Source organism: Pseudomonas fluorescens group sp. PF-1 (assembly GCF_054481335.1).
Window position 1 is genome coordinate 225,860 of the sequence record NZ_JBTMNG010000001.1, and the last position, 24,152, is coordinate 250,011.

General features: G+C 59.9%; 23 protein-coding genes and 1 riboswitch. Of the genes, 13 read left to right on the forward strand and 10 right to left on the reverse strand.

The annotated features are described in order from the left end of the window. Positions 1 to 43 precede the first annotated feature (43 nt). Together metF and ahcY are read right to left on the reverse strand one after the other, a co-directional pair. Positions 44 to 889, reverse strand: a complete 846-nt coding sequence (gene metF, locus ACX3YD_RS01110) for a methylenetetrahydrofolate reductase [NAD(P)H] (protein WP_047534440.1) — start codon at positions 887 to 889, stop codon at positions 44 to 46. Positions 890 to 1,074: 185 nt separating this feature from the next. Continuing rightward, positions 1,075 to 2,484, reverse strand: coding sequence for an adenosylhomocysteinase (ahcY, locus tag ACX3YD_RS01115; RefSeq protein WP_047534438.1), 1,410 nt, complete (start codon positions 2,482 to 2,484; stop codon positions 1,075 to 1,077). A gap of 23 nt (positions 2,485 to 2,507) precedes the next feature. Next, positions 2,508 to 2,610, reverse strand: a riboswitch (S-adenosyl-L-homocysteine riboswitch). Between the two features lie 198 nt (positions 2,611 to 2,808). On the opposite strand from ahcY, the gene ACX3YD_RS01120 reads away from it, so the two are divergent. After that, on the forward strand, positions 2,809 to 3,216 hold the full coding sequence (locus ACX3YD_RS01120) for an acyl-CoA thioesterase (protein ID WP_003229043.1): 408 nt from the start codon (positions 2,809 to 2,811) through the stop codon (positions 3,214 to 3,216). Positions 3,217 to 3,388: 172 nt separating this feature from the next. Further along, the gene (locus ACX3YD_RS01125) at positions 3,389 to 4,276 is read left to right on the forward strand and encodes a formate/nitrite transporter family protein (RefSeq protein ID WP_458959099.1); all 888 of its coding nucleotides are present in this window, start codon (positions 3,389 to 3,391) and stop codon (positions 4,274 to 4,276) included. Positions 4,277 to 4,297: 21 nt separating this feature from the next. Here ACX3YD_RS01125 and ACX3YD_RS01130 read toward each other — a convergent pair whose 3' ends face one another. Continuing rightward, positions 4,298 to 5,467 (reverse strand): MFS transporter, encoded by a 1,170-nt coding sequence (locus tag ACX3YD_RS01130; RefSeq protein ID WP_458959100.1) that lies wholly within the window; start codon positions 5,465 to 5,467, stop codon positions 4,298 to 4,300. Between the two features lie 313 nt (positions 5,468 to 5,780). Between ACX3YD_RS01130 and ACX3YD_RS01135 the strand changes: the two genes are divergently transcribed. Both ACX3YD_RS01135 and ACX3YD_RS01140 read left to right on the forward strand, forming a co-directional pair. Continuing rightward, a complete protein-coding gene (locus ACX3YD_RS01135) occupies positions 5,781 to 6,614 on the forward strand; it encodes an EamA family transporter (RefSeq protein WP_047534429.1) in 834 nt (277 codons plus the stop codon). A 51-nt stretch (positions 6,615 to 6,665) separates the two neighbouring features. Then, positions 6,666 to 7,049 (forward strand): MAPEG family protein, encoded by a 384-nt coding sequence (locus tag ACX3YD_RS01140; protein WP_103402767.1) that lies wholly within the window; start codon positions 6,666 to 6,668, stop codon positions 7,047 to 7,049. Between the two features lie 97 nt (positions 7,050 to 7,146). On the opposite strand, the gene mltA is transcribed toward ACX3YD_RS01140, so the two are convergent. Then, positions 7,147 to 8,331, reverse strand: a complete 1,185-nt coding sequence (mltA, locus tag ACX3YD_RS01145; RefSeq protein WP_458959101.1) for a murein transglycosylase A — start codon at positions 8,329 to 8,331, stop codon at positions 7,147 to 7,149. Positions 8,332 to 8,460: 129 nt separating this feature from the next. On the opposite strand from mltA, the gene ACX3YD_RS01150 reads away from it, so the two are divergent. Further along, positions 8,461 to 8,910 carry a c-type cytochrome gene (locus tag ACX3YD_RS01150; RefSeq protein WP_130206589.1) on the forward strand — a complete coding sequence of 150 codons (450 nt, stop codon included), beginning with the start codon at positions 8,461 to 8,463 and terminating at the stop codon, positions 8,908 to 8,910. Positions 8,911 to 8,996: 86 nt separating this feature from the next. Here the strand turns inward: ACX3YD_RS01150 and ACX3YD_RS01155 are convergent, their stop codons facing one another. The 5 genes from ACX3YD_RS01155 to ACX3YD_RS01175 form a co-directional block, all read right to left on the reverse strand. After that, on the reverse strand, positions 8,997 to 9,392 hold the full coding sequence (locus ACX3YD_RS01155; RefSeq protein WP_090466632.1) for a DUF1090 domain-containing protein: 396 nt from the start codon (positions 9,390 to 9,392) through the stop codon (positions 8,997 to 8,999). 99 nt (positions 9,393 to 9,491) lie between these two features. Continuing rightward, complete coding sequence (gene ligB, locus ACX3YD_RS01160) at positions 9,492 to 11,171, reverse strand: NAD-dependent DNA ligase LigB (RefSeq protein ID WP_458959102.1); 1,680 nt, start codon at positions 11,169 to 11,171, stop codon at positions 9,492 to 9,494. A gap of 244 nt (positions 11,172 to 11,415) precedes the next feature. Further along, entirely contained in the window at positions 11,416 to 12,606 is a 1,191-nt protein-coding gene (gene metK / locus ACX3YD_RS01165) for a methionine adenosyltransferase (RefSeq protein WP_103402763.1), read from the reverse strand. Positions 12,607 to 12,625: 19 nt separating this feature from the next. After that, complete coding sequence (locus ACX3YD_RS01170; RefSeq protein WP_103402762.1) at positions 12,626 to 13,621, reverse strand: ArsR/SmtB family transcription factor; 996 nt, start codon at positions 13,619 to 13,621, stop codon at positions 12,626 to 12,628. A 12-nt stretch (positions 13,622 to 13,633) separates the two neighbouring features. Then, positions 13,634 to 13,855 carry a hypothetical protein gene (locus ACX3YD_RS01175; protein ID WP_458959103.1) on the reverse strand — a complete coding sequence of 74 codons (222 nt, stop codon included), beginning with the start codon at positions 13,853 to 13,855 and terminating at the stop codon, positions 13,634 to 13,636. A gap of 39 nt (positions 13,856 to 13,894) precedes the next feature. Between ACX3YD_RS01175 and tkt the strand changes: the two genes are divergently transcribed. The 7 genes from tkt to ACX3YD_RS01210 all read left to right on the forward strand — a co-directional run bounded on the left by tkt (position 13,895) and on the right by ACX3YD_RS01210 (position 20,936). Beyond that, complete coding sequence (gene tkt, locus ACX3YD_RS01180; protein WP_047534409.1) at positions 13,895 to 15,892, forward strand: transketolase; 1,998 nt, start codon at positions 13,895 to 13,897, stop codon at positions 15,890 to 15,892. A gap of 179 nt (positions 15,893 to 16,071) precedes the next feature. Next, positions 16,072 to 17,136, forward strand: a complete 1,065-nt coding sequence (epd, locus tag ACX3YD_RS01185) for an erythrose-4-phosphate dehydrogenase (RefSeq protein ID WP_090466638.1) — start codon at positions 16,072 to 16,074, stop codon at positions 17,134 to 17,136. Positions 17,137 to 17,153: 17 nt separating this feature from the next. Beyond that, the gene (locus tag ACX3YD_RS01190) at positions 17,154 to 18,317 is read left to right on the forward strand and encodes a phosphoglycerate kinase (RefSeq protein WP_103402760.1); all 1,164 of its coding nucleotides are present in this window, start codon (positions 17,154 to 17,156) and stop codon (positions 18,315 to 18,317) included. A 35-nt stretch (positions 18,318 to 18,352) separates the two neighbouring features. Continuing rightward, positions 18,353 to 18,574 carry a hypothetical protein gene (locus tag ACX3YD_RS01195; protein WP_103402759.1) on the forward strand — a complete coding sequence of 74 codons (222 nt, stop codon included), beginning with the start codon at positions 18,353 to 18,355 and terminating at the stop codon, positions 18,572 to 18,574. Positions 18,575 to 18,630: 56 nt separating this feature from the next. Further along, a complete protein-coding gene (locus ACX3YD_RS01200; RefSeq protein WP_047534398.1) occupies positions 18,631 to 18,963 on the forward strand; it encodes an MliC family protein in 333 nt (110 codons plus the stop codon). 255 nt (positions 18,964 to 19,218) lie between these two features. Beyond that, positions 19,219 to 20,283, forward strand: coding sequence for a class II fructose-bisphosphate aldolase (fba, locus tag ACX3YD_RS01205; RefSeq protein ID WP_019694035.1), 1,065 nt, complete (start codon positions 19,219 to 19,221; stop codon positions 20,281 to 20,283). Between the two features lie 230 nt (positions 20,284 to 20,513). Continuing rightward, entirely contained in the window at positions 20,514 to 20,936 is a 423-nt protein-coding gene (locus ACX3YD_RS01210) for a hypothetical protein (protein ID WP_458959104.1), read from the forward strand. A gap of 95 nt (positions 20,937 to 21,031) precedes the next feature. Here ACX3YD_RS01210 and ACX3YD_RS01215 read toward each other — a convergent pair whose 3' ends face one another. Then, positions 21,032 to 21,700 carry a polysaccharide lyase family 7 protein gene (locus ACX3YD_RS01215; protein ID WP_103402757.1) on the reverse strand — a complete coding sequence of 223 codons (669 nt, stop codon included), beginning with the start codon at positions 21,698 to 21,700 and terminating at the stop codon, positions 21,032 to 21,034. Positions 21,701 to 22,022: 322 nt separating this feature from the next. On the opposite strand from ACX3YD_RS01215, the gene ACX3YD_RS01220 reads away from it, so the two are divergent. Beyond that, complete coding sequence (locus ACX3YD_RS01220; RefSeq protein ID WP_458959105.1) at positions 22,023 to 24,146, forward strand: putative bifunctional diguanylate cyclase/phosphodiesterase; 2,124 nt, start codon at positions 22,023 to 22,025, stop codon at positions 24,144 to 24,146. Positions 24,147 to 24,152: the final 6 nt, after the last annotated feature.

Consider the following 24,152-nt stretch of genomic DNA (forward strand, 5'->3'; position numbering starts at 1 on the left):
CGCCTTTGCGGGCGGCGATCTTTTGGTCTTGCTTTGATCGCTTTTAGCGCGGCAACTTCAGATTGTTCCACACCGCCAGGCTCGCTTCGGCCTGATTCAGTGTGTAGAAGTGCAGCCCTGGCGCACCACCTTGCAGCAGGCGTTCGCACATCTCGGTGATGACTTGCTCACCAAAGCGTTGAATGCTCTGGGTGTCATCGCCGTAGGCTTCCAGTTGCTTGCGGATCCAGCGCGGAATTTCCGCACCGCAGGCGTCGGAGAAGCGTGCGAGTTTGCTGTAGTTGGTGATCGGCATGATCCCCGGCACGATCGGGATGTTCACGCCCAGTGCCCGTACACGCTCGACAAAATAGAAGTAGCTGTCGGCGTTGAAGAAGTACTGGGTGATTGCGCTGTCGGCGCCGGCTTTGGCCTTGCGGACGAAGTTGGCGATATCGTCTTCGAAATTGCGCGCTTGCGGGTGCATCTCCGGGTAAGCGGCCACTTCGATGTGGAAGTGATCACCGGTCTCTTCACGAATGAATTCAACCAGGTCATTGGCATGGCGCAATTCGCCGCTGGCCATGCCCATGCCCGAAGGCAGGTCACCACGCAGGGCAACGATACGTTTGATGCCGGCAGCCTTGTACTGGCTCAACAGGCCGCGCAAGTCATCCTTGCTGTCGCCCACGCAAGACAGGTGCGGCGCGGCAGGTACTTTGACTTCGCTTTCGAGCTGCAGCACGGTGTTGAGGGTGCGATCACGGGTCGAACCGCCAGCGCCGTAGGTGCAGGAGAAGAAATCGGGGTTATAGGTTGCCAACTGGCGGGCAGTGGCGAGCAGCTTTTCATGCCCAGCGTCGGTCTTCGTAGGGAAGAACTCGAAGCTGTAGCGACGGTCTTGGGACATGGAGGGGGCCTCCAGCTGCAAGTTGCAAGTTGCAAGCTACAAGAGGGCGTAGCGCCGACTCTCGTCGTTGAAACCCGCAACTAACGGCTGCGTAATAGCGATGAAGAAGCGAGCAACAAGCCTCAAACCTCAAGTAAACGAACCGCTTTTACTTGCCGCTTGAAGCTTGCCACTTGCAGCTGCTGTCAGTAGCGATAAGCGTGTGGCTTGAACGGACCTTCGACGGTCACGCCGATGTAGTCGGCCTGGGTCTTGGTCAGTTGAGTCACCACGCCGCCGAAGCCACGGACCATTTCCAGGGCCACTTCTTCGTCGAGTTTCTTCGGCAGTACTTCAACGGTCAGGCGCTCGGCTTTCTGGGCTGGCGACAGGTCGGCGTACTTTTGACCGAACAGGAAGATCTGAGCCAGAACCTGGTTGGCGAACGAGCCGTCCATGATGCGGCTTGGGTGGCCAGTGGCGTTGCCCAGGTTAACCAGACGGCCTTCGGCCAGCAGGATCAGGTAGTCATCGTTCTGCGGATCGAAGCTGCCGGCACCGGTACGGTGGATCTTGTGTACCTGTGGCTTCACTTCTTCCCATGCCCAGTTCTTGCGCATGAAAGCGGTGTCGATTTCGTTGTCGAAGTGGCCGATGTTGCAGACAACAGCGCGCTTCTTCAGGGCTTTGAGCATGTTCGAGTCGCAAACATTAACGTTGCCGGTGGTGGTCACGATCAGGTCGATCTTGCCCAGCAGTGCCTTGTCGATGCTGGCTTCGGTGCCGTTGTTGATCCCGTCGATGAACGGCGAAACCACTTCGAAACCGTCCATGCAGGCTTGCATGGCGCAGATCGGGTCGACTTCGGATACTTTAACGATCATGCCTTCCTGACGCAGGGACTGAGCCGAGCCCTTGCCCACGTCACCGTAACCGATGACCAGCGCTTGCTTGCCGGACAGCAGGTGGTCGGTACCGCGCTTGATCGCATCGTTCAGGCTGTGACGGCAGCCGTACTTGTTGTCGTTCTTGCTCTTGGTGACCGAGTCGTTGACGTTGATGGCCGGGATTTTCAGCTCGCCCTTGGCCAGCATGTCCAGCAGGCGGTGTACGCCGGTGGTGGTTTCTTCGGTCACGCCGTGGACGCGATCCAGAACCTGCGGGTATTTCTTGTGCAGCAGCTCGGTCAGGTCGCCGCCGTCGTCGAGGATCATGTTGGCATCCCAAGGCGCGCCATCCTTGAGGATGGTTTGCTCCAGGCACCACTCGTACTCTTCTTCGGTTTCGCCTTTCCAGGCGAAAACCGGAATGCCGGCAGCGGCGATGGACGCAGCGGCCTGGTCTTGAGTCGAGAAAATGTTGCAGGACGACCAGCGTACTTCGGCACCCAGGGCAACCAGGGTTTCGATCAGCACGGCAGTCTGAATGGTCATGTGGATGCAGCCGAGGATCTTCGCGCCCTTGAGCGGTTGCTCTTCGGAGTACTTGCGGCGCAGACCCATCAGGGCTGGCATTTCGGATTCGGCGATGATGGTTTCGCGACGGCCCCAGGCTGCCAGGGACATGTCGGCCACTTTGTAATCGGTAAAATCTGCAGGCGTGATAACAGCGCTCATGAAGAGCCTCCATTCGTAATGTATGCGAATGGGCGCCGTTGTGCGTTTAGTGTCTGGCCGATGACAGCCAAGCAACGCCCCATCCGAGCCTGACAGGTTGAACCTGCTGCAGCGCCCCTCGGACAGGTGGCGGGAAAACGGTACCAGGTTGAGGTTACCGTTTTGAAACGGGGGCGATTATAGCGGGCTATGCTGATCTTCCAAAGTCTTTCTGTTGGTCAATGTCCGAACGGTAATCGAGACCATAGTCGATGGTTAATAGAGCTCTAGCCCGGGGTCTGCCAAGATAGCGCCCATCATTCGGCAAGACGCTCAGGAGTGAATATGAATTTCCACACCCGCAAATGGGTTAAACCAGAAGACCTCAACCCCAATGGCACCCTGTTCGGCGGTAGCCTGTTGCGCTGGATCGACGAAGAGGCGGCGATTTACGCCATCGTCCAGTTGGGCAACCAGCGCGTCGTCACCAAGTACATTTCAGAAATCAACTTCGTCAGCGCCTCGCGCCAGGGCGACATCATTGAACTGGGCATCACCGCCACCGAATTCGGTCGCACCTCGATTACCCTGACCTGTGAAGTGCGCAACAAGATCACCCGCAAAAGCATCCTCACCGTTGAAAAAATGGTGTTTGTGAACCTCGGTGAAGACGGTCTGCCGGCGCCCCACGGCCGCACCGAGATCAAGTACGTCAAAGACCAGTTCAAGGAAGATGAATTGGTTACGAAGTGACATCGGCGTTGGCTTCATCGCGAGCGGGCTCGCTCCCACAAGGCGCGTGTTGCACCTGTGGGCGCGAGCTTGCTCGCGAAAGCGGTTGTGCCGTCACCGAAGATTTACCCGCCTACTGAACAGCCGTGAGCCACGGGGGTCGTAGCTAAAAGCCCCCCACGGTGACCATGTCATGATCACGCCAACAGACGGCAAGACCCCCGACCTCTCGGCGAAAGAACAGCACGAGGTCGAAAAAAACCAGCCACCGCGCGCGGCGGTGCTGCACGAAATCATCCGCACCCAGGGCGATCAGGAGCTTGAGCGCAGCATCGCCGCGCTGTGGTGGTCGGCGCTGGCCGCCGGCCTGACCATGGGCCTTTCCCTGATGGGTATGGGCTTGCTCAATTCCCGGCTGCCAGAGGGTGAAGGCTTCAAGGTGATTGCCAGTTTCGGTTACTGCGCGGGTTTTCTCGCGGTGATCCTCGCCCGTCAACAGTTGTTCACGGAAAACACCCTGACCGCCGTATTGCCGATCATGAGCAAGCCCACGCTGGCCAACTTCGGTCGCTTGCTCAGGCTGTGGACGGTGGTGCTGGTCGGCAATCTGTGCGGCACCTTGCTGGTGGCCTACGTCATGCTGAAGCTGCCGATCTTCGACAGCAAAACCGATTTGGCCTTTCTCGACATCGGGCGCAAGGTCATGGAGAACGATGCCGGCCAGATGTTCGCCAAGGGCATCGTCTCCGGCTGGATGATCGCCACCATGGTCTGGATGATTCCATCCATGGAGAGCGCCAAGATGTGGATCATCATCCTCATCACCTACCTCATGGCGCTGGGGGATTTCACCCACATCGTGGTCGGTTCGGCCGAGGTTTCCTACCTGGTGTTCGCTGGTGAATTGCCGTGGAAGGATTTCTGGCTGGTGTTCGCCGGGCCGACGCTGGCGGGGAATATCATCGGTGGCAGCTTCATCTTCGCGCTGATCAGTCATGCGCAAATTCGTAGCGAAGGTGATGCACCAAAGGAAGCGGCGGACCGAGACCGGAAGTCCGATCCGCATGAGCTCGAAAAGTGATCAGCCCCGCAAGGCGTTGGTTTAGCCGGTTACGTTGACGGCGGCGGTATCGCGCCGTTGCAGATAGATGAAATACAGCGCTGTCAGTACGGTCAAGCCGCTGACCAGCGCGCCCGTCCAGGGCAGGTCGGCCAGGTCGGCACCGCTGGCCACCACCAGGCCGCCGATCCAGGCGCCCGCTGCGTTGCCGAGATTGAATGCGCTCTGATTCAGGGTCGAGCCCAGGTTTGGTGCCTCATGGGCCTGGTCGATGATCAGCAATTGCAGGATCGGGCACAGGGCGAAGGCAAAGATTCCCCACAGCACCAGCGTGATGGCGGCCGGGATCACCGAGTGGCTGGTCTGGCTGAATGCAGCCAATACCACCACCACGGCCAGCGCCATGCCGACCAGTGACGGCAGCAGGCGGCTGTCGGCCAGGCGCCCGCCGAGCATGCTGCCGGCGGTCAATCCTACGCCGAACAACAGCAGCATGATGGTCACGCCGTGGGGGCTGACGCCGGTGATGTCCTGCAGGATCGGCGCAATGTAGGTGAACACGCTGAACAGACTGGTCGATGCCAACACGCTCATGCCCAGCGCCAGCAGCACGTTGGTTTTGCCCAATACCTTGAATTCGCTGGCCAGGTTGGCTTTGTCCATGGCGATGTTCTTTGGCAGCCACACCCACTGAGCAATCGCGGCGATCACGCCGATCACCGACACCGCCCAGAAGGTCGATCGCCAGCCGGCATATTGACCGAGCGCCGTGCCCAGTGGCACGCCGAGCACGTTGGCCAGGGTCAGGCCGGTGAACATCATGGCAATCGCCTGGGCCCGTTTGTTCGGCGCCACCAGTCCGGCGGCCACCACTGAGCCGATGCCGAAGAATGCACCGTGACAGAGCGCCGTAATCACTCGCGCGGCCATCAGCGTGGCGTAGTTCGGCGCCAGCGCGCAAAGCATGTTGCCCAGAATGAACATCAGCGTCATGCCCAGCAGCGTGGCCTTGCGCGGCATGTTCGCCGTGCCGACGGCGAGGATTGGCGCACCGAACACTACGCCCAGTGCATAGCCGGTGATCAGCAATCCGGCATGAGGAATGCTCACGGCCAGATCGCGGGCGACGTCGGGCAACAGCCCCATGATGACGAATTCGGTGGTGCCGATGCCGAACGCGGCAACAGCGAGGGCCAGCAAAGCGAGTGGCATGCGCAAGGTCTCTGTCGGTAGTCTTGACGCTGTGATCAGGCATACGCGTGCCAACGTCCGTTCTCGACGAGAGCGGGCAGGGGCAGATTTTATTGGAATTGGTCTGTGCGCAACTGAGTGCGGCGTGGTCGCTTGCAGTATAAACAGCCGCTGACCTATGGCGAATCAATTATCCGCCCGAATACGGTAGGAGCGAACTTGCTCGCGAAGGACGTCAACGAAGACGCGTAGTCACTGGCTGGCTGCGTTGCCTTCACGCGTTTCGCGAGCAGGCTCGCTCCAACAGGTTGGGGTTCAACAAAAGGAGTGTGCCGTGCTTGCAACAGCACTGGTGTTGGTAGCGGCGCTGTTGCACGCGGCGTGGAATACCCTGATCAAATTCAGCGCCGAACGGCTGCTGGTGGTGGCCTGCATGGACAGCGTGGCGTTGCTCTTTGTCGCCATCATGCTGCCATTCGTGGCGTTACCGCCGCTGGACATCTGGCCGTGGATCCTGGCATCGGCGGCGTTCGAGTTGCTCTATCGCTACTTGCTGATCCAGGCCTATCGGGTCGGCGACCTGGGGTTGGTCTATCCCCTGATGCGAGGCTTGTCGCCGCTGGTGGTGCTGGCGCTGACCCTGATCTTTGCCGGCGAGTCGCTGACGGATCAGCAGATTTTCGGGATTCTGTTGATCCCGCTCGGCATGTTGTGCCTGCTTTGGCAGGGCGGCGGCGGTGCGCGTTTGCCGTGGTCGATGTTGCCGGTGGTGGCGCTGATTGGCTTGTGCATCGGTTGCTACACCTACATCGACGGCCAGGCGCTGCGGCGCTGGTCGCATCCGCTGGATTACCTGGTCTGGGTGACGTTGCTCAGTGCCTGGCCATTTCCGTTGCTGGCCTGGGTGAGCAAGCGGCCGGCGTTCAAGCTGTTTTGGCGTGAGCAGTGGAGATTGGGGCTGGCGGTCGGGTTCTGCGTATTGTTCAGCTACGCTCTGGTGCTGTGGGCCATGCAGTTGGGCTCTATTGCCGAAGCGGCGGCGTTGCGCGAGATCAGTGTGATTCTGGTGGTGCTGTTCGGCATGCGCTATCTGAAAGAACCTTTTGGCAGACCTCGGCTCTTAGCCTGTGGGCTGGTGTTGGTTGGCATGCTGGTCATGAAGTTCTGACCGGCCCGCGAGGGAGCCCGATTGTCTATAACCTGAAGAAAGGACTGCTCTATGACGGTTGCTCTATGGTGCATTTTGATTGCGATTTTCCTGCCCTATCTGTGCACGGGTATCGCCAAGGCCAGTGGCAGGTACAACCTGAAAGACAACCATGACCCCCGGGACTTTCTCGAGTCGCTCAATGGTTTTGGTCGTCGCGCACACGCGGCGCAACTGAACGGCTTCGAAGTGACCCCGGCGTTTGCGGCAGCCGTGATCGTGGCGCACCTGGTCGGCAATGCCGAACTGGTGACGATCAATGTGCTGTCGGTGTTGTTCATCACCAGTCGGCTGCTTTACATCATTTGCTATCTCGCGGACTGGGCGATTTTGCGGTCGCTGGTCTGGCTGGTGGGAATGGGCCTGATCGTGTCGTTTTTTGTTGTATCTGTTTGAATTTCCACTTCGCCAGCAGGCTCGCTCCCACAGGGGTATGCATTCCAATGTGGAAGCGAGTCTGCTCGCGAAAGCTTTCTAACGGGCAGCGCCGGTCTCAGGGTTTAGTCTTTTCTGCATCAGCCACCTGCGGTACTTGTGGCAGTGCCGCCCCTTTGGGCCACAGCATCCAGATCTGCCCCTGCTGCTTCATGTCCCCGGCCAATTGCCCGGCGGCCTCGCCCGTGCCCCAGAACAAGTCCGCACGCACTTCGCCGGCAATCGCGCCGCCGGTGTCCTGTGCCGCAACGGGGCGTACCAGTGCCGTACCGTCTGGTTTGGTGGTGGACAACCACAACAGGCTACCCAGCGGAATCACTTTGCGATCCACTGCTGCGCTGTAACCCGCCGTCAGCGGTACGTTCAGTGAGCCGCGAGGGCCTTCGTTGCTGTCGGGGTTACGGGTGAAAAACACGTAGCTGGGGTTGCTGCCCAGCAGTTCCGGAATGCGCGTCGGATTCGCCTTGGCCCATGTGCTGATCGCACCCATGGTCACGTCTTCTTTCTTCAATTCGCCTTGCTCGACCAGCCAGCGACCGATGGGCCGATACGGGTGGCCGTTCTGATCGGCATAGGCGATGCGCAACTGACGGCCACTGTCGAGCTGGATACGGCCCGATCCCTGGATTTGCAGGAATTGCAGATTCATCGGATCGGTCAACCAGGCCACCACCGGTGCCTTGACCCCCTTGCTCTCGATGGTGGCGGCATCGTCATAGGGTTTGAGCACGCGACCTTCGAGCCGGCCCCGCAGGCGTTTGCCTTTGAGTTCCGGATAAATGCTGTCCAGAGCGACGATGATCATGTCTTCAGGCACGCCATACACCGGGATGTTCGCCGTTGCGGTCTGGGTCAGGCTGCCGGGGTACACCGGTTCGTAGTAGCCGGTGATCAGGCCGTTGGGGTTATCGTTGGCGGCGCGCAGGCCGAAGACATCAAGGTTCTGCTTGAGAAAACCACGAATCTCGTTGGCGGTCTGCGGGACGTTGGCCGCCGCTGTGCAGGTCGTGCCCCAGACCGGGTCAGCCTTGAGTCGGTTGCAAGCGCTGCGCCACGAGCCGAAACCGGCGACAAGGTCGTTATCCGACACCGCCGGCAGCGCTTCCCACGTGGCACTGGAGTAGGTGGCCAGGGCGTGGGTTTTCGGTTTGTTGTTGTCACCACCGGTGCAGCCTGCGAGCAGGGCCACCATCGGCAGGGTCCAGGCCAGGCTGTGACGCCACGCCTTGAAACGGCTGTTCATGGAGTAATTTCCTTTGCCGGTTGCCTGAGTGCTCCATGCGCTCAGGCAACCCTTATTGATAATAGGGCTATTGGTGTTTGCTGTTGACGCGAGGATACTGGCCGCCGTTTCCAGTGACTTGAAGCCACCATGACTCTTAAAAGACTTTCTGTTGTATTGCTGGCCTGCCTGACGTTGACCGCTTGCGGCGGTGTCGATCCCAACTCGCCGCTCGGTCAGCGCAAGGCTATTTTCAAGCAGATGCTCAAGACCGGCGAAGACCTGGGCGGCATGTTGCGTGGCCGGATTCCGTTCGATGGCCAGAAATTCGCGGACGGTGCGGTGAAGCTCGACGCGTTGTCCCATGAGCCGTGGAAGCATTTTCCTCAAGTGCGCGAAGAAGATCACACCAGCGCCAAAAGCGATGTCTGGGAGCAGCAGGCACGCTTTCAGGGCATGGCCCGCGACCTTGAAACGGCGACCGGTGAACTGGTGATCGCCAGTCAGGTTCAGCCCTACAAGGCCGGCAACCTGGGGCCGGCGGTGCAGAAGGTCGAAGACGCCTGTAGCGCGTGTCATAAAGCGTTTCGGGATCATTGATCGGCGGTACCCGGTCTGACGTCTTCGCGAGCAGGCTCGCGAAGGCCGATTTGGCAACACCAGAGATTCCAGATCGTTATCCGTTCTTACTTATCCAGCTCATCCAGTGCGTCCTGCAACTCCTTGCGGGACTCGGCGAGTTTGTCCTTGCGCTTGTTGATCTTGTCGGCATCGCCTTTCTTCATGGCCTTGTCGAGGTCGGCCTGACGCTTGCTGACTTCATGCTTGGCGTCGAGGACCCGGTTTTCCCGTTCCTTTTTCAATGAGGCATCGGTGCAATGTTCGGTGACTTCGCTCAAGGCTTTTTCCAGGCCGGCCTGCTGGTCCGCATTGCCGTGGGATTTGGCCAGTTCGATCTGATTGATGATGCCTTGCTTCTTGGCGGCGCAACCGGTCAGCTCCGGTGCCTCTTCGGCGGCCATCAGCGGGGCGGCCAACACGCTGCAGAGGGTCAACAGGGCGAGCGGTGAAAGAAATTTCATAAAAGCTCCAGGTGAAAAGGCAATCGGGTCGACGCAGCGATGGCTTGTTTGAGCTCATCGGTACCACAGGGTTCCCGCACGGGCGGGTTTCTGCGGCCATTAAAAGCCGTCGATCCCCACCCCACGTAAAGTTTCACTCAGGGCCAGCACCTGCGGGTCGCGGAAAAATGCGCTCAATTGCGCCGCGCGTCCCGGGCCGATCCCGGCCTCGGCCTGCCATTGCTCGGTGTCTCGTTGAGCCAGTTCCTGCCAGGAACCGGCAAGGTTTGCCTGGCCTGTCGGCGGCAAGCCCAGTGCTTTCAGCCAGCGTACAAAAGGGCGTTGCCGGGCACTGTTGAAACTGTCCACGAGACGAGCGGCACTGCGCTCGCCGAAACCGTCAATGTTAGCAAGCTCTTGAGCATCGAGGGTCAACCAATCCAACAGGTTGTTCAGGCGGCCTGTTGCAAGCAGTCTTTCCCAGGTGCCGGGGCCGACTTGGGGCAAGGACAGGCCCTGCTTGCCACTGAGCCAGGACAGGCGCGCGAGAAACTGGCTTTCGCAGCCCGGCGTCGGTTGCCAGCAACTGAGTGGATGAAAGTCTTCTGCCGCCGGCACCCTCAATTCGGGTCGTACGGTGCTGCGCAACACAACACCATCCAGCCTCGGAATGGTCAAGCCCGCGAGGCTGATGGCTACCTGGTCGCCCGGGCGAATATCCAGGGTTTGCCAGCGTTGCAGGGAACCCACGCTGACGCGTTTGATTTGCCGGTCATCGAGTGTCACCGGTGTCAGTTCCAGCAGGGGAGTGATGCGCCCGGTCCGGCCAATCTTGAAGTGAACCTTGCGCACTTCGGCCAGGGCCTGGGCGAAGGGGTATTTCCAGGCGGCGATCCAATACGGCGGTTTGGCCTGCCAGCGTTCGGCAGGTGGGCGCTGCTCCTGACGCAGGACGATGCCATCACTGGCAAAGGGCAGGGGCGAGCGGTACCAGTGATCACGCCAGCGCTCGGCGTCGGCAAAACCACCAATCGGCTGGCTGTAGGCGGCGGTATCCGGGAAGCCCAGCGCATTCAGGGCCGCATGGCGGGCGAGCAATGTCGCGGGGCCCTGTGGCCAGTCCCAGACAAACAGGCCGATACCCGCCGCCTGTCCGGCATCCAGCACCTTGCGGGCCATCAGGCCGGCCACCGTGGTGCGGGCGTTGAGGCTGCCGGCTTGAGCTTGTACGTGGTCGGTCAGGCCCCAGTAGAGTTCGCCTTGCACCAGCAAATCCCGTGGTTGCGACAGTTGTCCGGGAATGGCCGGGATCTGGCGCGCCGTGCCCGTCCAGTCCTGGCCACTTACGCCGTCGCCGCGACTGATGGCCTTTACCAGCAGGCCATTGCGATACACCAGGGTGACCGCCACGCCGTCGACTTTGGGTTGAACCCAGACATCGGAGCGGCCGCGCAGCCAATGCTCGACGGCGCGGGCGTCGCGCAGTTTTTCCAGGCCAGTGTGGACGACGGGGTGGGGAACCGTGCCCCGCGCGGTGCGCAGTGGTTCTGTGGATGAACCGGGCTTGAAGCAGTGGCGCCACTCGGTGAGGCGTGCCAGGGACTGGTCATACAGCTCGTCGGCGACCAGCGAGCGACCCTGGCGGTGATAGTGATCGTCCCAGCTATCGATTTGCTTTTGCAGGGCGGTGACTTCGATCAAGGCCCGTTCAGCAGTCCAGTCGGGGCATTGCTCTGCATGGGCGTTCAGGCAGGAGAAAATCAGCAGACAGGTGAAAGACAGGCGCAGGTTGCGGAACATCGTGAGCGTCCTTGCTCATGGGGGTGTTTGAAAGCTAGGTCATTAATGGTGGGTGTGAGGAGCGGGAGTTTTTCCGGGTATTTCTGCTGGCGGTGCTGGCCTCTTCGCGGGCAAGTCCGCTCCCGCAGGGTTCGACGGTGTACGCAGAATATGCGCCCCCTAATCCTTGAGGGAGCAAGCGAGAAACCAAAAAAAGCCCCGCACGGCGAACCGTGCAGGGCTTTTGGGTACCGCGGGGGAAGGCTTACAGGCCGGCAGCAGAACGCAGTGCGTCGGCGCGGTCGGTTTTTTCCCAGGTGAATGTGGTGAAGGTGTCGTCGCCCACAGTCTTGGTCGCCGGGGTACGACCGAAGTGGCCGTATGCAGCGGTTTCCTGGTACATCGGGTGCAGCAGGTCGAGCATCTTGGTGATGGCGTATGGGCGCAGGTCGAAGACTTCGCGGACCAGTTTGACGATTTTTTCGTCGCTGATCTTGCCGGTGCCGAAGGTGTTCAACGAGATCGAAGTCGGCTGAGCGACGCCGATGGCGTAGGAAACCTGGATCTCGCAGCGCTCGGCCAGGCCGGCAGCGACGATATTCTTGGCGACATAACGGCCGGCGTAGGCTGCCGAACGGTCAACCTTCGATGGATCCTTGCCGGAGAACGCGCCACCGCCGTGACGGGCCATGCCGCCGTAGCTGTCAACGATGATCTTGCGACCGGTCAGGCCGCAGTCGCCCACCGGGCCACCGATGATGAACTGGCCAGTCGGGTTGATGTGGAACTGGGTGTCCTTGGACAGCAGTTCGGCAGGCAGCACGTGCTTGACGATCAGCTCCATCACGCCTTCGCGCAGGTCGTTGTACGACACTTCCGGGTTGTGCTGGGTCGACAGAACAACGGCGTCGATGCCGACCACCTTGCCGTTTTCGTAACGGCAGGTCACTTGCGACTTGGCGTCCGGGCGCAGCCAAGGCAGCAGGCCGGATTTACGGGCTTCAGCCTGACGCTGCACGAGTTGGTGCGAGAAGGTGATCGGTGCAGGCATCAGCACGTCGGTTTCGTTGCTGGCGTAGCCGAACATCAGGCCCTGGTCGCCGGCGCCTTGATCTTCAGGCTTGGCACGGTCAACGCCCTGGTTGATGTCAGGGGACTGCTTGCCGATGATGTTCATCACGCCGCAGGTCGCGCCGTCGAAGCCGACGTTGGAGCTGGTGTAGCCAATGTCGATGATCACGTCACGGACGATCTGCTCCAGGTCAACCCAGGCCGAAGTGGTGACTTCGCCGGCGATGATCGCCACGCCCGTTTTCACCAGAGTCTCGCACGCCACACGGGCGAACTTGTCTTCAGCAATGATGGCGTCCAGCACCGCATCAGAAATCTGGTCGGCGATTTTGTCCGGATGCCCTTCAGACACGGACTCGGAGGTGAAAAGGGAGTATTCGCTCATCTCGATGTTTTCCTGATATTTACCGATGGTGAGTGTTGCCAGCCGGTCGCTGAAAATGGCGGACCTGGATCTGGAAACCATTACGTAAGCCTACATAGAGGCTTTCCCCGGGAACGAGTCCCGCAGCGGTGGCCCAACGGGCCAGATCGTCCTGTTCAAACCCCAACCAGAGATCACCGCAGGCCTCCCTGGCCCAACTCTGGTTATGGCTACATAACTCTGTCACTAACAGGCTACCGCCTGGTTTCAGCAAGTCGGCCATGCGCTTGAGTGCTTCGGCCGGCGCGGCGAAATGGTGCAACACCATGTTCAATACAACGCAATTTGCCGTCAGGCTGACGCCGTTCAATGCATCGGCCAGTTGCAAGGTAACGTTAGCCAGCGCATCGCGTTCGCAAACCTGGCGAGCCAGTTCAAGCATCGCCGGGCTGTTGTCCAGCGCGGTGACCTGTGTGAAGCGGCGCGCCAGTTCCGGCAGAAACGCGCCGTCGCCGGGGCCGACTTCAATCGCCGAGGCGCCAGCGCCGAAGCTCAGTTTGTCGAGCAAGGCCACCACGCTTTCGCGGTACTGCGGCAGGCCGGCGATCAAATCTTGCTGGGCGCGAAATTTCTCCGCGACCCGTGAAAAAAAATCCTGGCTGGCCGCCGCCCGTTGCCCGTGGACCAGCGTGATCCGGGACTGCACATCGGCAGGCAAGGACAGGTTGTCCACTTCTTCGAGCAAGGCTGCGTGCAGCTTGCCACCCAGCAGTTCGGTATGGGGCAGGGCGCGACGGTAGAAAATCGCATTGCCTTCACGGCGGGTCGCCACCAGGTCGGCCTGGGCCAAGACCTTGAGGTGATGGCTCATGCCTGACTGGCCGATGCCGAAGATCTGCGCCAGTTCCAGTACGCCAAACGAGTCGTTGGCCAGGGCGCGCAATACATTCAACCGCAGAGGATCGCCGCCAGCCTTGCACAGGGCTGCCAGCTCATCGCAATCGTCATGTTGAATGGAAGGCACGCGTAAATTCATAAGGCCGGCAGTCTAGACACGCGTCGGAAACACCGCAAGGGCAATATCAAAAAGTTTTGATATTGCTCGATGGATGGCACTTCTTACGAGGTGGTTAACTCTACAAACGAGCAGCGGAAAGGTTTCATCAGGCGAAAGCGTCGCAATCCATGGGAAAAACGCCTCCAGATGACTATCTGTCATTGCCCCGAGGCGTCCGTGTGAGGGAAAATGCTCGCCTTTTTTCCGTTTCATTTTTATCACTCTCGATTCAGAACCCGCAGGAGATCAGCGATGCCCAGCCGTCGTGAGCGTGCCAACGCCATTCGTGCACTCAGCATGGATGCCGTGCAAAAAGCCAACAGCGGCCATCCCGGTGCCCCTATGGGTATGGCAGATATCGCCGAAGTGCTTTGGCGCGACTACCTCAAGCACAACCCGACCAATCCATCGTTCGCCGACCGTGACCGCTTCGTGCTGTCCAACGGTCATGGTTCGATGTTGATCTATTCGCTGCTGCACCTGACCGGCTACGACCTGTCGATCGACGACCTGAAGCAGTTCCGTCAACTGCACAGCCGCACCCCGGGCCACCCGGAATTCGGTTACACCCCGGGCGTCGAGACCACCACCGGTCCACTGGGCCAGGGCTTGGCCAACGCCGTGGGTTTTGCCCTGGCTGAAAAAGTCATGGCGGCCCAGTTCAACCGTCCAGGGCACAACATCGTCGACCACCACACCTACGTGTTCCTGGGTGATGGCTGCATGATGGAAGGCATTTCCCACGAAGTCGCTTCCCTGGCCGGTACCTTGGGCCTGGGCAAACTGATTGCCTTCTACGATGACAACGGCATTTCCATCGACGGCGAAGTCGAAGGCTGGTTCACCGACGACACGCCGAAGCGTTTCGAAGCCTACAACTGGCAAGTGATCCGCAATGTCGACGGTCACGACCCGGAAGAAATCAAGACCGCGATCGAGACGGCACGCAAGAGCCCGCTGCCGACCCTGATCTGCTGCAAGACCACCATCGGCTTCGGTTCGCCGAACAAGCAAGGCAAGGAAGACTGCCACGGCGCCCCGCTGGGTGACGCGGAAATCGCCCTGACCCGTGCGGCGCTGAAGTGGAACCACGGCCCGTTCGAAATCCCGGCCGACATCTACGCCGAGTGGGACGCCAAGGAAGCCGGCCGCGCCGTCGAAGCCGAGTGGGACCAGCGTTTCGCGGCCTATTCCGTTGCTTTCCCGACTGAAGCCAACGAACTGATCCGTCGCCTCAGCGGCGAACTGCCGGCAGACTTCAGCGAAAAGGCCGATGCCTACATCGCCGAAGTGGCCGCCAAAGGCGAAACCATCGCCAGCCGCAAGGCCAGCCAGAACGCGCTGAACGCTTTCGGTCCGCTGCTGCCTGAGTTCCTCGGCGGTTCGGCTGACCTGGCCGGTTCCAACCTGACCCTGTGGAAAGGCTGCAAGGGCGTCACGGCTGACGACGCCAGCGGCAACTACATGTACTACGGTGTGCGCGAATTCGGCATGACCGCCATCATGAACGGCGTTGCCCTGCATGGCGGCCTGGTGCCTTACGGCGCGACTTTCCTGATGTTCATGGAATATGCCCGCAATGCCGTGCGCATGTCGGCCCTGATGAAGCAGCGCGTGATCCATGTCTACACCCACGACTCCATCGGTCTGGGCGAAGACGGTCCGACTCACCAGCCAATCGAGCAACTGGCCAGCCTGCGCTGCACGCCGAACCTCGACACCTGGCGTCCAGCCGATGCCGTTGAATCGGCCGTGAGCTGGAAGTATGCGCTGGAGCGTAAAGACGGTCCTTCGGCCCTGATCTTCTCGCGTCAGAACCTGCAACACCAAACCCGTTCTGCCCTGCAGATCGCCGACATCAGCCGCGGTGGCTACGTGTTGAAAGATTGCGCGGGCGAGCCTGAGCTGATCCTGATCGCGACCGGTTCGGAAGTCGGCCTGGCCGTTCAGGCCTTCGACAAACTGACCGAGCAAGGCCGCAAGGTGCGTGTGGTTTCCATGCCGTGCACCAGCGTGTTCGATGCCCAGGATGCCGGTTACAAGCAGTCGGTTCTGCCATTGCAAGTCAGCGCCCGTATCGCCATCGAGGCCGCTCACGCGGACTACTGGTACAAATACGTCGGCCTGGAAGGTCGCGTGATCGGCATGACCACCTACGGCGAGTCGGCGCCTGCGCCGGCCTTGTTCGAAGAGTTCGGCTTCACCCTGGAAAACATCCTGGGTCAGGCTGAAGAGCTGCTGGAAGACTGATCCAGAAGTTGCGTCGTCTGAGCTGACGCCATCGCGGGCAAGCCCGCTCCCACATGGGCCGGGGTTGTGAACACTAATTTGTGTCACACCAAAAATCCCTGTGGGAGCGGGCTTGCCCGCGATAGCGGTCATTCAGGCAACGTCGCACTGACTGATTCACCACGGTAATCGAGAACCCCATGCCTCAACCGCGTCCCTACAAAGTTGCACTCAACGGCTACGGCCGGATTGGTCGTTGCGTCTTGCGTGCGTTGTTCGAGCGAGGCGAGAAGGCCGGGTTTGAAATTGTCGCGATCAACGATCTGGCCGACATGGCCAGCATCGAATACCTGACACGCTTCGACTCCACCCACGGGCGCTTTCCCGGCGAGGTGAAGGTCGACGGCGATTGTCTGCATATCAATGGCGACTGCGTGAAGGTCCTGCGCAGTGCCACCCCCGAAGGCATCGATTGGGCGTCCCTGGGCGTCGATCTGGTGCTGGAATGCTCCGGCGCCTACCACACCCGTGCAGACGGCCAGCGTTTCCTCGACGCCGGCGCCCCCCGGGTGCTGTTTTCCCAGCCGATGGCCAGCGAGTCGGATGTCGACGCCACCATCGTCTACGGCGTGAACCAGGATTGCCTGACCGGCGATGAGCTGCTGGTGTCCAACGCGTCCTGCACCACCAACTGCGGCGTGCCGTTGTTGCGCCTGCTGGATCAGGCCATTGGTCTGGAGTATGTGTCGATTACCACCATTCACTCGGCGATGAACGATCAGCCGGTGATCGATGCGTACCACCATGAAGACCTGCGTCGCACCCGTTCGGCGTTTCAGTCGGTGATTCCGGTGTCCACTGGTCTGGCGCGCGGCATCGAACGCCTGTTGCCGGAACTTGCCGGGCGAATTCAGGCCAAAGCCGTACGTGTGCCAACGGTTAACGTGTCTTGCCTCGACATTACGATGCAGACCGTCAGCGATACCGACGCCGTGGAGGTCAACCGGATCTTGCGTGAGGCGGCCACCAGTGGCCCGCTCAAAGGCCTGTTGGCCTACACCGAGCTCCCCCATGCAAGCTGTGATTTCAATCATGACCCACATTCGGCCATCGTCGATGCCAGTCAGACCCGTGTTTCCGGCCCCCGGCTGGTCAACATCCTGGCCTGGTTCGACAACGAATGGGGTTTTGCCAACCGAATGCTGGATGTAGCAGAGCATTATCTGCAAACAGCTACTTCACTTTCTGTCTCTACAAAACAGTAACTCAGGAAATGCGACCCATGACCGTGTTGAAGATGTCCGACCTCGATCTGCAAGGTAAGCGCGTATTGATCCGCGAAGACCTCAACGTCCCAGTCAAGGACGGAGTTGTCACCAGCGACGCGCGAATCCTGGCTTCGCTGCCGACCATCAAGCTGGCCCTGGAAAAAGGCGCGGCCGTGATGGTTTGTTCGCACCTTGGCCGTCCGACCGAAGGCGAGTTCTCGGCCGAGAACAGCCTCAAGCCAGTCGCCGACTACCTGAGCAAGGCCCTGGGCCGTGAAGTGCCGCTGGTGGCTGACTACCTGGGCGGCGTCGACGTCAAGGCCGGCGACATCGTGCTGTTCGAAAACGTGCGCTTCAACAAGGGCGAGAAAAAGAACGCTGACGAACTGGCCAAGCAATACGCCGCCCTGTGCGACGTGTTCGTGATGGACGCCTTCGGCACTGCTCACCGTGCCGAGGGTTCGACCCACGGCGTGGCCAAGTTCGCCAAGATCGCTGCGGCAGGTCCCCTGCTGGCCGCCGAGCTGGACGCACTGGGCAAAGCCCTTGGCGCTCCGGCCAAGCCAATGGCCGCCATCGTCGCTGGCTCCAAGGTGTCGACCAAACTCGACGTACTGAACAGCTTGAGCCAGATCTGCGACCAGTTGATCGTCGGCGGCGGCATCGCCAACACCTTCCTCGCGGCTGCCGGTCACCCGGTCGGCAAATCCCTGTATGAGCCTGACCTGCTCGACACCGCCCGCGCCATCGCCGCCAAGGTCAGCGTACCGCTGCCGGTGGACGTGGTGGTGGCCAAGGAGTTCGCCGAAAGCGCCGAAGCTACCGTCAAACTGATCGCCGACGTCGCTGCCGACGACATGATCCTGGACATCGGCCCACAGACCGCAGCGAATTTCGCCGAACTGCTGAAGTCATCGAAAACCATCCTGTGGAACGGCCCGGTCGGCGTGTTCGAGTTCGATCAGTTCGGTAACGGCACCAAAGTGCTGGCCCAGGCCATCGCGGACAGTGCGGCGTTCTCGATCGCTGGCGGCGGCGACACCCTGGCGGCTATCGATAAGTATGGCGTTGCCGACCAAATCTCCTACATTTCTACCGGTGGCGGCGCGTTCCTCGAATTCGTCGAAGGCAAAGTGCTGCCAGCCGTTGAAGTCCTGGAAAGCCGGGCCAAGGCCTGAGGGTCGCCCGTTTGACCCGGCAAGGGAGTGTTCACATGGTCAAGACGCTAGCGCTGTTGATCGTCGCGGGCTCACTGGCGGCTTGCGGGAGTAACCCGAAAGCCACGCCGGACCCTGCGCCGGTTGCACCCCACAACGGCTGCTACCAGGCCGAGTGGCAGGCGGAGACCAATCCGGTGATCAACAAGCGTTCCGGGCCTGATGGCCTGGACAAGTACGAGACACAGACGCCCGCCAAGGAACGTGGTTGCCCTTGACGGGTCTGACTGATTACTCAGGGCTGGCGGCGTGTGCTGTCAGTCGAGGAGCACGGATGAAAGGTTTTATCGCCGTTGCGGCGTTGGCGTTGTTGGCTGGTTGCGCTCAGTTGAACCTGTTCCAGTCCTCCGCTCCTGTGGATAACTGGACCACCTGGACCTGCGACAGCCAGGCCAAAGTGCTTTGGCGCTACACCGACGACAGCCGCAAGGAAGTCGACGTGCGCCTGGGCGGTGCCGATCAGGTTTACCGCTTGAAGCAGGAGCCGGGTGCGTCAGGTTCGCTGTATAGCGACAACATGCTGGCGTTTCACATAAAAGGTGAGGAAGGCCTGGTCTACTGGGTCGCCACCAATGATTTGATTGGCCGTGGCTGTAAGGCGCAATAAACGGACTACGCCGTACCTGTAGGAGCGAGCCTGCTCGCGATGGTCGTTAACGATGACGCTGGGCGCCTGAATGCCCGCGTTGTCTGGGCCACCATCGCGAGCAAGCTCGCTCCCACAGAGGGCCGATGTTCTGGGATTGATGCAACACCGAATTCGCAGCCCGGAATTAACCCCCGATCTGCAATAACTTGAATAGCCGCCGCCGCTACGGCAGGCTGGCACGATTAACGACCCAATCCGGGAGAGACACACACAATGGCACTTATCAGTATGCGCCAGATGCTGGACCACGCAGCCGAGTTCGGCTACGGCGTTCCAGCCTTCAACGTCAACAACCTTGAACAGATGCGCGCCATCATGGAAGCCGCTGACAAGACTGACTCCCCGGTGATCGTCCAGGCCTCGGCCGGTGCTCGCAAATACGCTGGCGCGCCGTTCCTGCGTCACCTGATCCTGGCGGCAATCGAAGAATTCCCGCACATCCCGGTGTGCATGCACCAGGACCACGGCACCAGCCCTGACGTCTGCCAGCGTTCCATCCAGCTGGGCTTCAGCTCGGTGATGATGGACGGTTCCCTGGGCGAAGACGGCAAGACCCCGACCGACTACGACTACAACGTCCGTGTGACCCAACAAACCGTGGCCATGGCTCACGCCTGCGGCGTTTCGGTAGAAGGCGAGCTGGGCTGCCTGGGTTCGCTGGAAACCGGCATGGCCGGTGAAGAAGACGGCATCGGCGCCGAAGGCGTTCTGGATCACAGCCAGATGCTGACCGACCCGGAAGAAGCCGCTGACTTCGTCAAGCGCACCCAGGTCGATGCCCTGGCCATCGCCATCGGCACCAGCCACGGCGCCTACAAGTTCACCAAGCCACCTACCGGCGACGTGCTGGCGATCGACCGTATCAAGGAAATCCACAAGCGCATCCCGAACACTCACCTGGTGATGCACGGTTCGTCTTCGGTACCGCAAGAGTGGCTGGCGATCATCAACCAGTACGGCGGCGACATTAAAGAAACCTACGGCGTACCGGTTGAAGAAATCGTCGAAGGCATCAAGCACGGCGTGCGCAAGGTCAACATCGACACCGACCTGCGTCTGGCATCCACTGGCGCAATGCGTCGCCTGATGGCTACCAACCCGAGCGAATTCGACCCGCGTAAATTCTTCGGCGCCACCGTGACGGCCATGCGCGACGTGTGCATCGCTCGCTACGAAGCCTTCGGCACCGCGGGCAACGCTTCGAAGATCAAGCCGATCTCTCTGGAAGCGATGTTCCAGCGTTACCTCAAAGGTGAGTTGAACGCCAAGGTCAACTAAGCCTTCAGCGTTTGAGTTGCATGAGAAACCCGCCGAAAGGCGGGTTTTTTATGGGCAGGTTAAAAGTCAAAACTTGAATCTATTAATTTTATTAGTTGTAGGAAGAGTTACTCGATGAACAGGCATTTTTCCATTTGTTTTGGTTGCCTTTGACAGGGTGCAAGGGGTGAGCTAAATGAGTTTATCGATGGCTGGAGCGCCATCGATTTTTTCATTCATGGAAGAGGAACTTGAGCATGTTTTCTGGAAGAAATATCAAGCAACCAGGCCTTTACGTTTTATCGATGTTGTTCCTGGGGGCCAACTCGGCCAGCGCCCATGCTGCCGACCACTATTTTACGGCCTCTATTGATAGCAAGGGTGCAGTGATAAGGCAGTCGCCCGAATGGATCCGTAGCGTGAAACATTATCCGCGGCCGGGGTATTTTTCTGAATATGAAATATCCCTCAAGGCTGGCGTATTTGAGCGAGCATCAGGGTTCTGCTCTGTATCTGTAACGGATGTTGAGTCATACGATGATTTGTTATTCGCTCAAGCCAAACTGGCCGGAACGCCGACGACACGCAAGTTGAAAGTGATCACCCAAGTATCAGGCAGTTCAGAAAAGGATGTGGGGACGTCCAAGAGTTTCATGCTGATGTGCGTTCGCTAGACTTCGGGACGAGCAAATGATCCGGTGAGACTTCGGTCGCGCCGGGTCACTCTTTGACAGCCCGTCAGGTGCTTCGGGACTTGAAAGAAAAATAGTTATTTATCGTGATCGATATCCAGCTTGCTGAACGTCACCATGCCGCCCTCGCTGGTGTATCCGGTGTTGTCCTGCACATACACCCCGGCCTTGAAGTACAACGGTTTGTTGCGCCACGTCGCGCTGATATTGCTATCCCACTGGTAACCGGCCGCGCTGATGCCCAGTGCGCCGCCGGGACTGAGGTGGATGAGGTAGGAGAACTGCTGATTGAGTTTCACCCCGGTGGCGATGGTGATCACCCGGCCTTCGTCGTCGTCAGGGTGCATGCGCACTTTGGCGACGATGTTGCCGCTCAAGGTCTTGGTCTTGTACTGGTACTCGACCTTCACCAAGGGTTTCTGGCTTTCATAGGCATGGATCTGGCCAATCACGATCTTGCCCGAACTGGGTACCTGGTTCACCGCCAGGGTGGCGCGCAGGGAGTTGTCGGCGTCCGGGTAGTACCAGTTTTTCAGCGTGCCATTGCTGTAGGTTTCCCGCAGCTCGGTGCGCGGGTAGATGGCGTTTTCAGTGCGCGAGCCGGTCACCGGGGACCAGAAGAACAGTGTGCCGGTGTCGGAATGGAAGTATTGATCCTTGAAGCCGTTCACCAGTTTGGAGGTTTCAACGGTGTACGGCGGGCTGCCAACGGGAACACTGAGGTTCCAGGTTGCGAGGTCGATCATAGTCAGAAACTTCCACGAATTTTGCTGCACGCGCGTGCCAATCGCTCTAGCACGCGCCTTTTGGGCGGCCTTTATAAGCGTAGAGGGCTTTTTTGTTAATGCCCGTCTGGCGGTTTGCTGGCGCCAACATCCTGTCGAAATGCCATCTATGCCGGTTTTAGCGGGCTACAGCGCCGACCGTTAGTCGGCAAATGTACGCTTCGGTTAAATGATGGCGCTCTGACACCTTCTGATTTCCCGGATCCGGGTCTAGAGTGAAGGCTTAGTATTTGTCCGGTTTTCAAAAGAACCCGGCCTGACGTCCCGAATATAGAGAAGCAGCATGGAATGCGCCCACCTCAAGCCAGCCGAAGGCAGCTCAACCTTATTAATCGTCGACGATTACCCTGAAAACCTGATCAGCCTGCGCGCGTTGTTGCAGCGCCAGGACTGGCAAGTCATCACAGCTGCATCGGGTTTCGAGGCCCTCGGCCTGTTGCTTGAACACGAAGTCGACCTGGTACTGCTGGATGTGCAGATGCCGGGCATGGATGGATTTGAAGTCGCGCGCCTGATGCGTGGCAGCCAACGAACCCGACTGACACCGATTATTTTTCTCACCGCCAACGAGCAGTCCCAGGATGCCGTGATCAAGGGCTATGCCAGTGGCGCGGTGGATTACCTGTTCAAGCCATTCGATCCGCAGATTCTCAAGCCCAAGGTTCAGGCGTTGCTGGAGCACCAGCGCAATCGCCGGGAGTTGCAGCGCCTGAGCCATGACCTGGAGGTCGCTCGCGCCTTCAATGCCTCGATATTGGATAACGCCGCCGAGGGCATTCTGGTGGTCGGCGACGATGGCCGGATCGGCTTTGCCAACCCGGCGATCTCGCGGCTGCTCAATGCACCGGTGCGAGAGCTGCAAGGCAGGGAGTTCCTGGATTTCCTGCAAAAACCGCATGTCCCGGTCTGGGCCGATTCGGATCTGTTGGCCGGGTATAAGCGCGGCGAAACGTTACGCCTGCACGATGCGCTGTTGCGTACTGCGCCCGGTCAGCAGGTGTCGGTGGCGCTGTCCTGTGCGCCGTTGCCCGCCGAACAGCGGGCGATGGTAGTGACGATTCAGGATATGTCGGTGGTGCGTCACCTGCATCAGCAACTGGAATCCCAGGCGGTCACCGATCCGTTGACCGGGCTGCTCAATCGGCGTGGTTTTTACCAGACCGTGGAAACCCTGCTGTTGCGCGGCGAACGCTCCGACAGTGCCTGGGTGCTGTTGTACCTGGACCTCGATGGCTTCAAGCGGGTCAACGATTTCCTTGGTCACGATGCCGGCGACCGGGTGCTGCGCTGGGTGTCCGAGCAACTGAAGGCCTGTCTGCGGCCCTTCGATATCCTGGCGCGCATGGGCGGCGACGAATTCACTGCCTTTCTGGACCTGGAGTTTCCGGAGCAAGCGGCCAAGATTGCGGAAAAACTGATTGAACGGGTTTCGATTTGCCAGCAAATCGATGGCCTGGATATCGCCCTGGGCGCGAGCATCGGTATCGCGACGTTCCCGGATTGCGGCGCCAATCTCGACGGTTTGTTGCGGGCCTCCGACATCGCCATGTACGAAGCCAAGCGCGCCGGACGTCAGCAGTATCGTTTTTACGATCATGAAATGAACGGCCGGGCACGCTCGCGGTTGATGCTCGAAGAAAGTGTGCGCACGGCCATCGAGAATCGCGATTTCAACCTGGTGTATCAACCCCAGGTGTCCATCGCCGACGGGCAGATTCGTGGCTTCGAGGCGTTGCTGCGCTGGCAGCACCCCAGCGTGGGCGATGTGCCGCCTGGACTGTTTTTGCCGTTGCTGGAAGAGGCGCGATTGATCAGCCGCCTGGGCAGCTGGATTTACCATCGCGGTGCCGGGCAGCGCAAAGCCTGGGAAGCGCTGTTTGCCGAGGATCTGGTGCTGGGCGTCAGTTTGAGCAGCACGCAATTCGCCATGCCTAACCTGGTCACCGAGCTGCGCCAGGTGCTGGATCGTCATGGCTTGCAGGCGCGTCATCTGGAAGTCGAGGTGACGGAAGCGGCCTTGATGCATCATCCCGAAGAGACCCGCAAACAGCTGCGGTTGCTGCGCAATCTTGGCGTCCGGGTCGCGCTGGATGATTTCGGTTCCGGCCCGTGTTCGCTGGCTCATTTGCGCGATCTGGAACTGGATACGCTCAAACTTGACCGCCATTTGATCGCGCGGCTACCGGACTCTTCGCGGGATGCGGCGCTGGTGCGCAGTGTCATCGAGTTGTGCAAGCAGTACGGGATGCTGGTGATTGCCGAAGGGGTGGAAACCATTGCGCATTACAACTGGCTGCAAGCCAATGGTTGCGAGTATGTGCAGGGTTTTCTGGTGTCGCGCCCGATGATGGCCGAAGACACCGGCCACTTTGTGCAGCCGTTTGACTGGAGCGCGCTGACTCATTGAATTCGC

Coding starts and splice junctions, on each gene's coding strand:
- metF (WP_047534440.1), bottom strand. CDS start 889: ATGTCCCAAGACCGTCGCTACAGCTTCGAGTTCTTCCCTACGAAGACC.
- ahcY (WP_047534438.1), bottom strand. CDS start 2,484: ATGAGCGCTGTTATCACGCCTGCAGATTTTACCGATTACAAAGTGGCC.
- ACX3YD_RS01120 (WP_003229043.1), top strand. CDS start 2,809: ATGAATTTCCACACCCGCAAATGGGTTAAACCAGAAGACCTCAACCCC.
- ACX3YD_RS01125 (WP_458959099.1), top strand. CDS start 3,389: ATGATCACGCCAACAGACGGCAAGACCCCCGACCTCTCGGCGAAAGAA.
- ACX3YD_RS01130 (WP_458959100.1), bottom strand. CDS start 5,467: ATGCCACTCGCTTTGCTGGCCCTCGCTGTTGCCGCGTTCGGCATCGGC.
- ACX3YD_RS01140 (WP_103402767.1), top strand. CDS start 6,666: ATGACGGTTGCTCTATGGTGCATTTTGATTGCGATTTTCCTGCCCTAT.
- mltA (WP_458959101.1), bottom strand. CDS start 8,331: ATGAACAGCCGTTTCAAGGCGTGGCGTCACAGCCTGGCCTGGACCCTG.
- ACX3YD_RS01150 (WP_130206589.1), top strand. CDS start 8,461: ATGACTCTTAAAAGACTTTCTGTTGTATTGCTGGCCTGCCTGACGTTG.
- ACX3YD_RS01155 (WP_090466632.1), bottom strand. CDS start 9,392: ATGAAATTTCTTTCACCGCTCGCCCTGTTGACCCTCTGCAGCGTGTTG.
- ligB (WP_458959102.1), bottom strand. CDS start 11,171: ATGTTCCGCAACCTGCGCCTGTCTTTCACCTGTCTGCTGATTTTCTCC.
- metK (WP_103402763.1), bottom strand. CDS start 12,606: ATGAGCGAATACTCCCTTTTCACCTCCGAGTCCGTGTCTGAAGGGCAT.
- ACX3YD_RS01170 (WP_103402762.1), bottom strand. CDS start 13,621: ATGAATTTACGCGTGCCTTCCATTCAACATGACGATTGCGATGAGCTG.
- ACX3YD_RS01175 (WP_458959103.1), bottom strand. CDS start 13,855: ATGAAACGGAAAAAAGGCGAGCATTTTCCCTCACACGGACGCCTCGGG.
- tkt (WP_047534409.1), top strand. CDS start 13,895: ATGCCCAGCCGTCGTGAGCGTGCCAACGCCATTCGTGCACTCAGCATG.
- epd (WP_090466638.1), top strand. CDS start 16,072: ATGCCTCAACCGCGTCCCTACAAAGTTGCACTCAACGGCTACGGCCGG.
- ACX3YD_RS01190 (WP_103402760.1), top strand. CDS start 17,154: ATGACCGTGTTGAAGATGTCCGACCTCGATCTGCAAGGTAAGCGCGTA.
- ACX3YD_RS01195 (WP_103402759.1), top strand. CDS start 18,353: ATGGTCAAGACGCTAGCGCTGTTGATCGTCGCGGGCTCACTGGCGGCT.
- ACX3YD_RS01200 (WP_047534398.1), top strand. CDS start 18,631: ATGAAAGGTTTTATCGCCGTTGCGGCGTTGGCGTTGTTGGCTGGTTGC.
- fba (WP_019694035.1), top strand. CDS start 19,219: ATGGCACTTATCAGTATGCGCCAGATGCTGGACCACGCAGCCGAGTTC.
- ACX3YD_RS01215 (WP_103402757.1), bottom strand. CDS start 21,700: ATGATCGACCTCGCAACCTGGAACCTCAGTGTTCCCGTTGGCAGCCCG.
- ACX3YD_RS01220 (WP_458959105.1), top strand. CDS start 22,023: ATGGAATGCGCCCACCTCAAGCCAGCCGAAGGCAGCTCAACCTTATTA.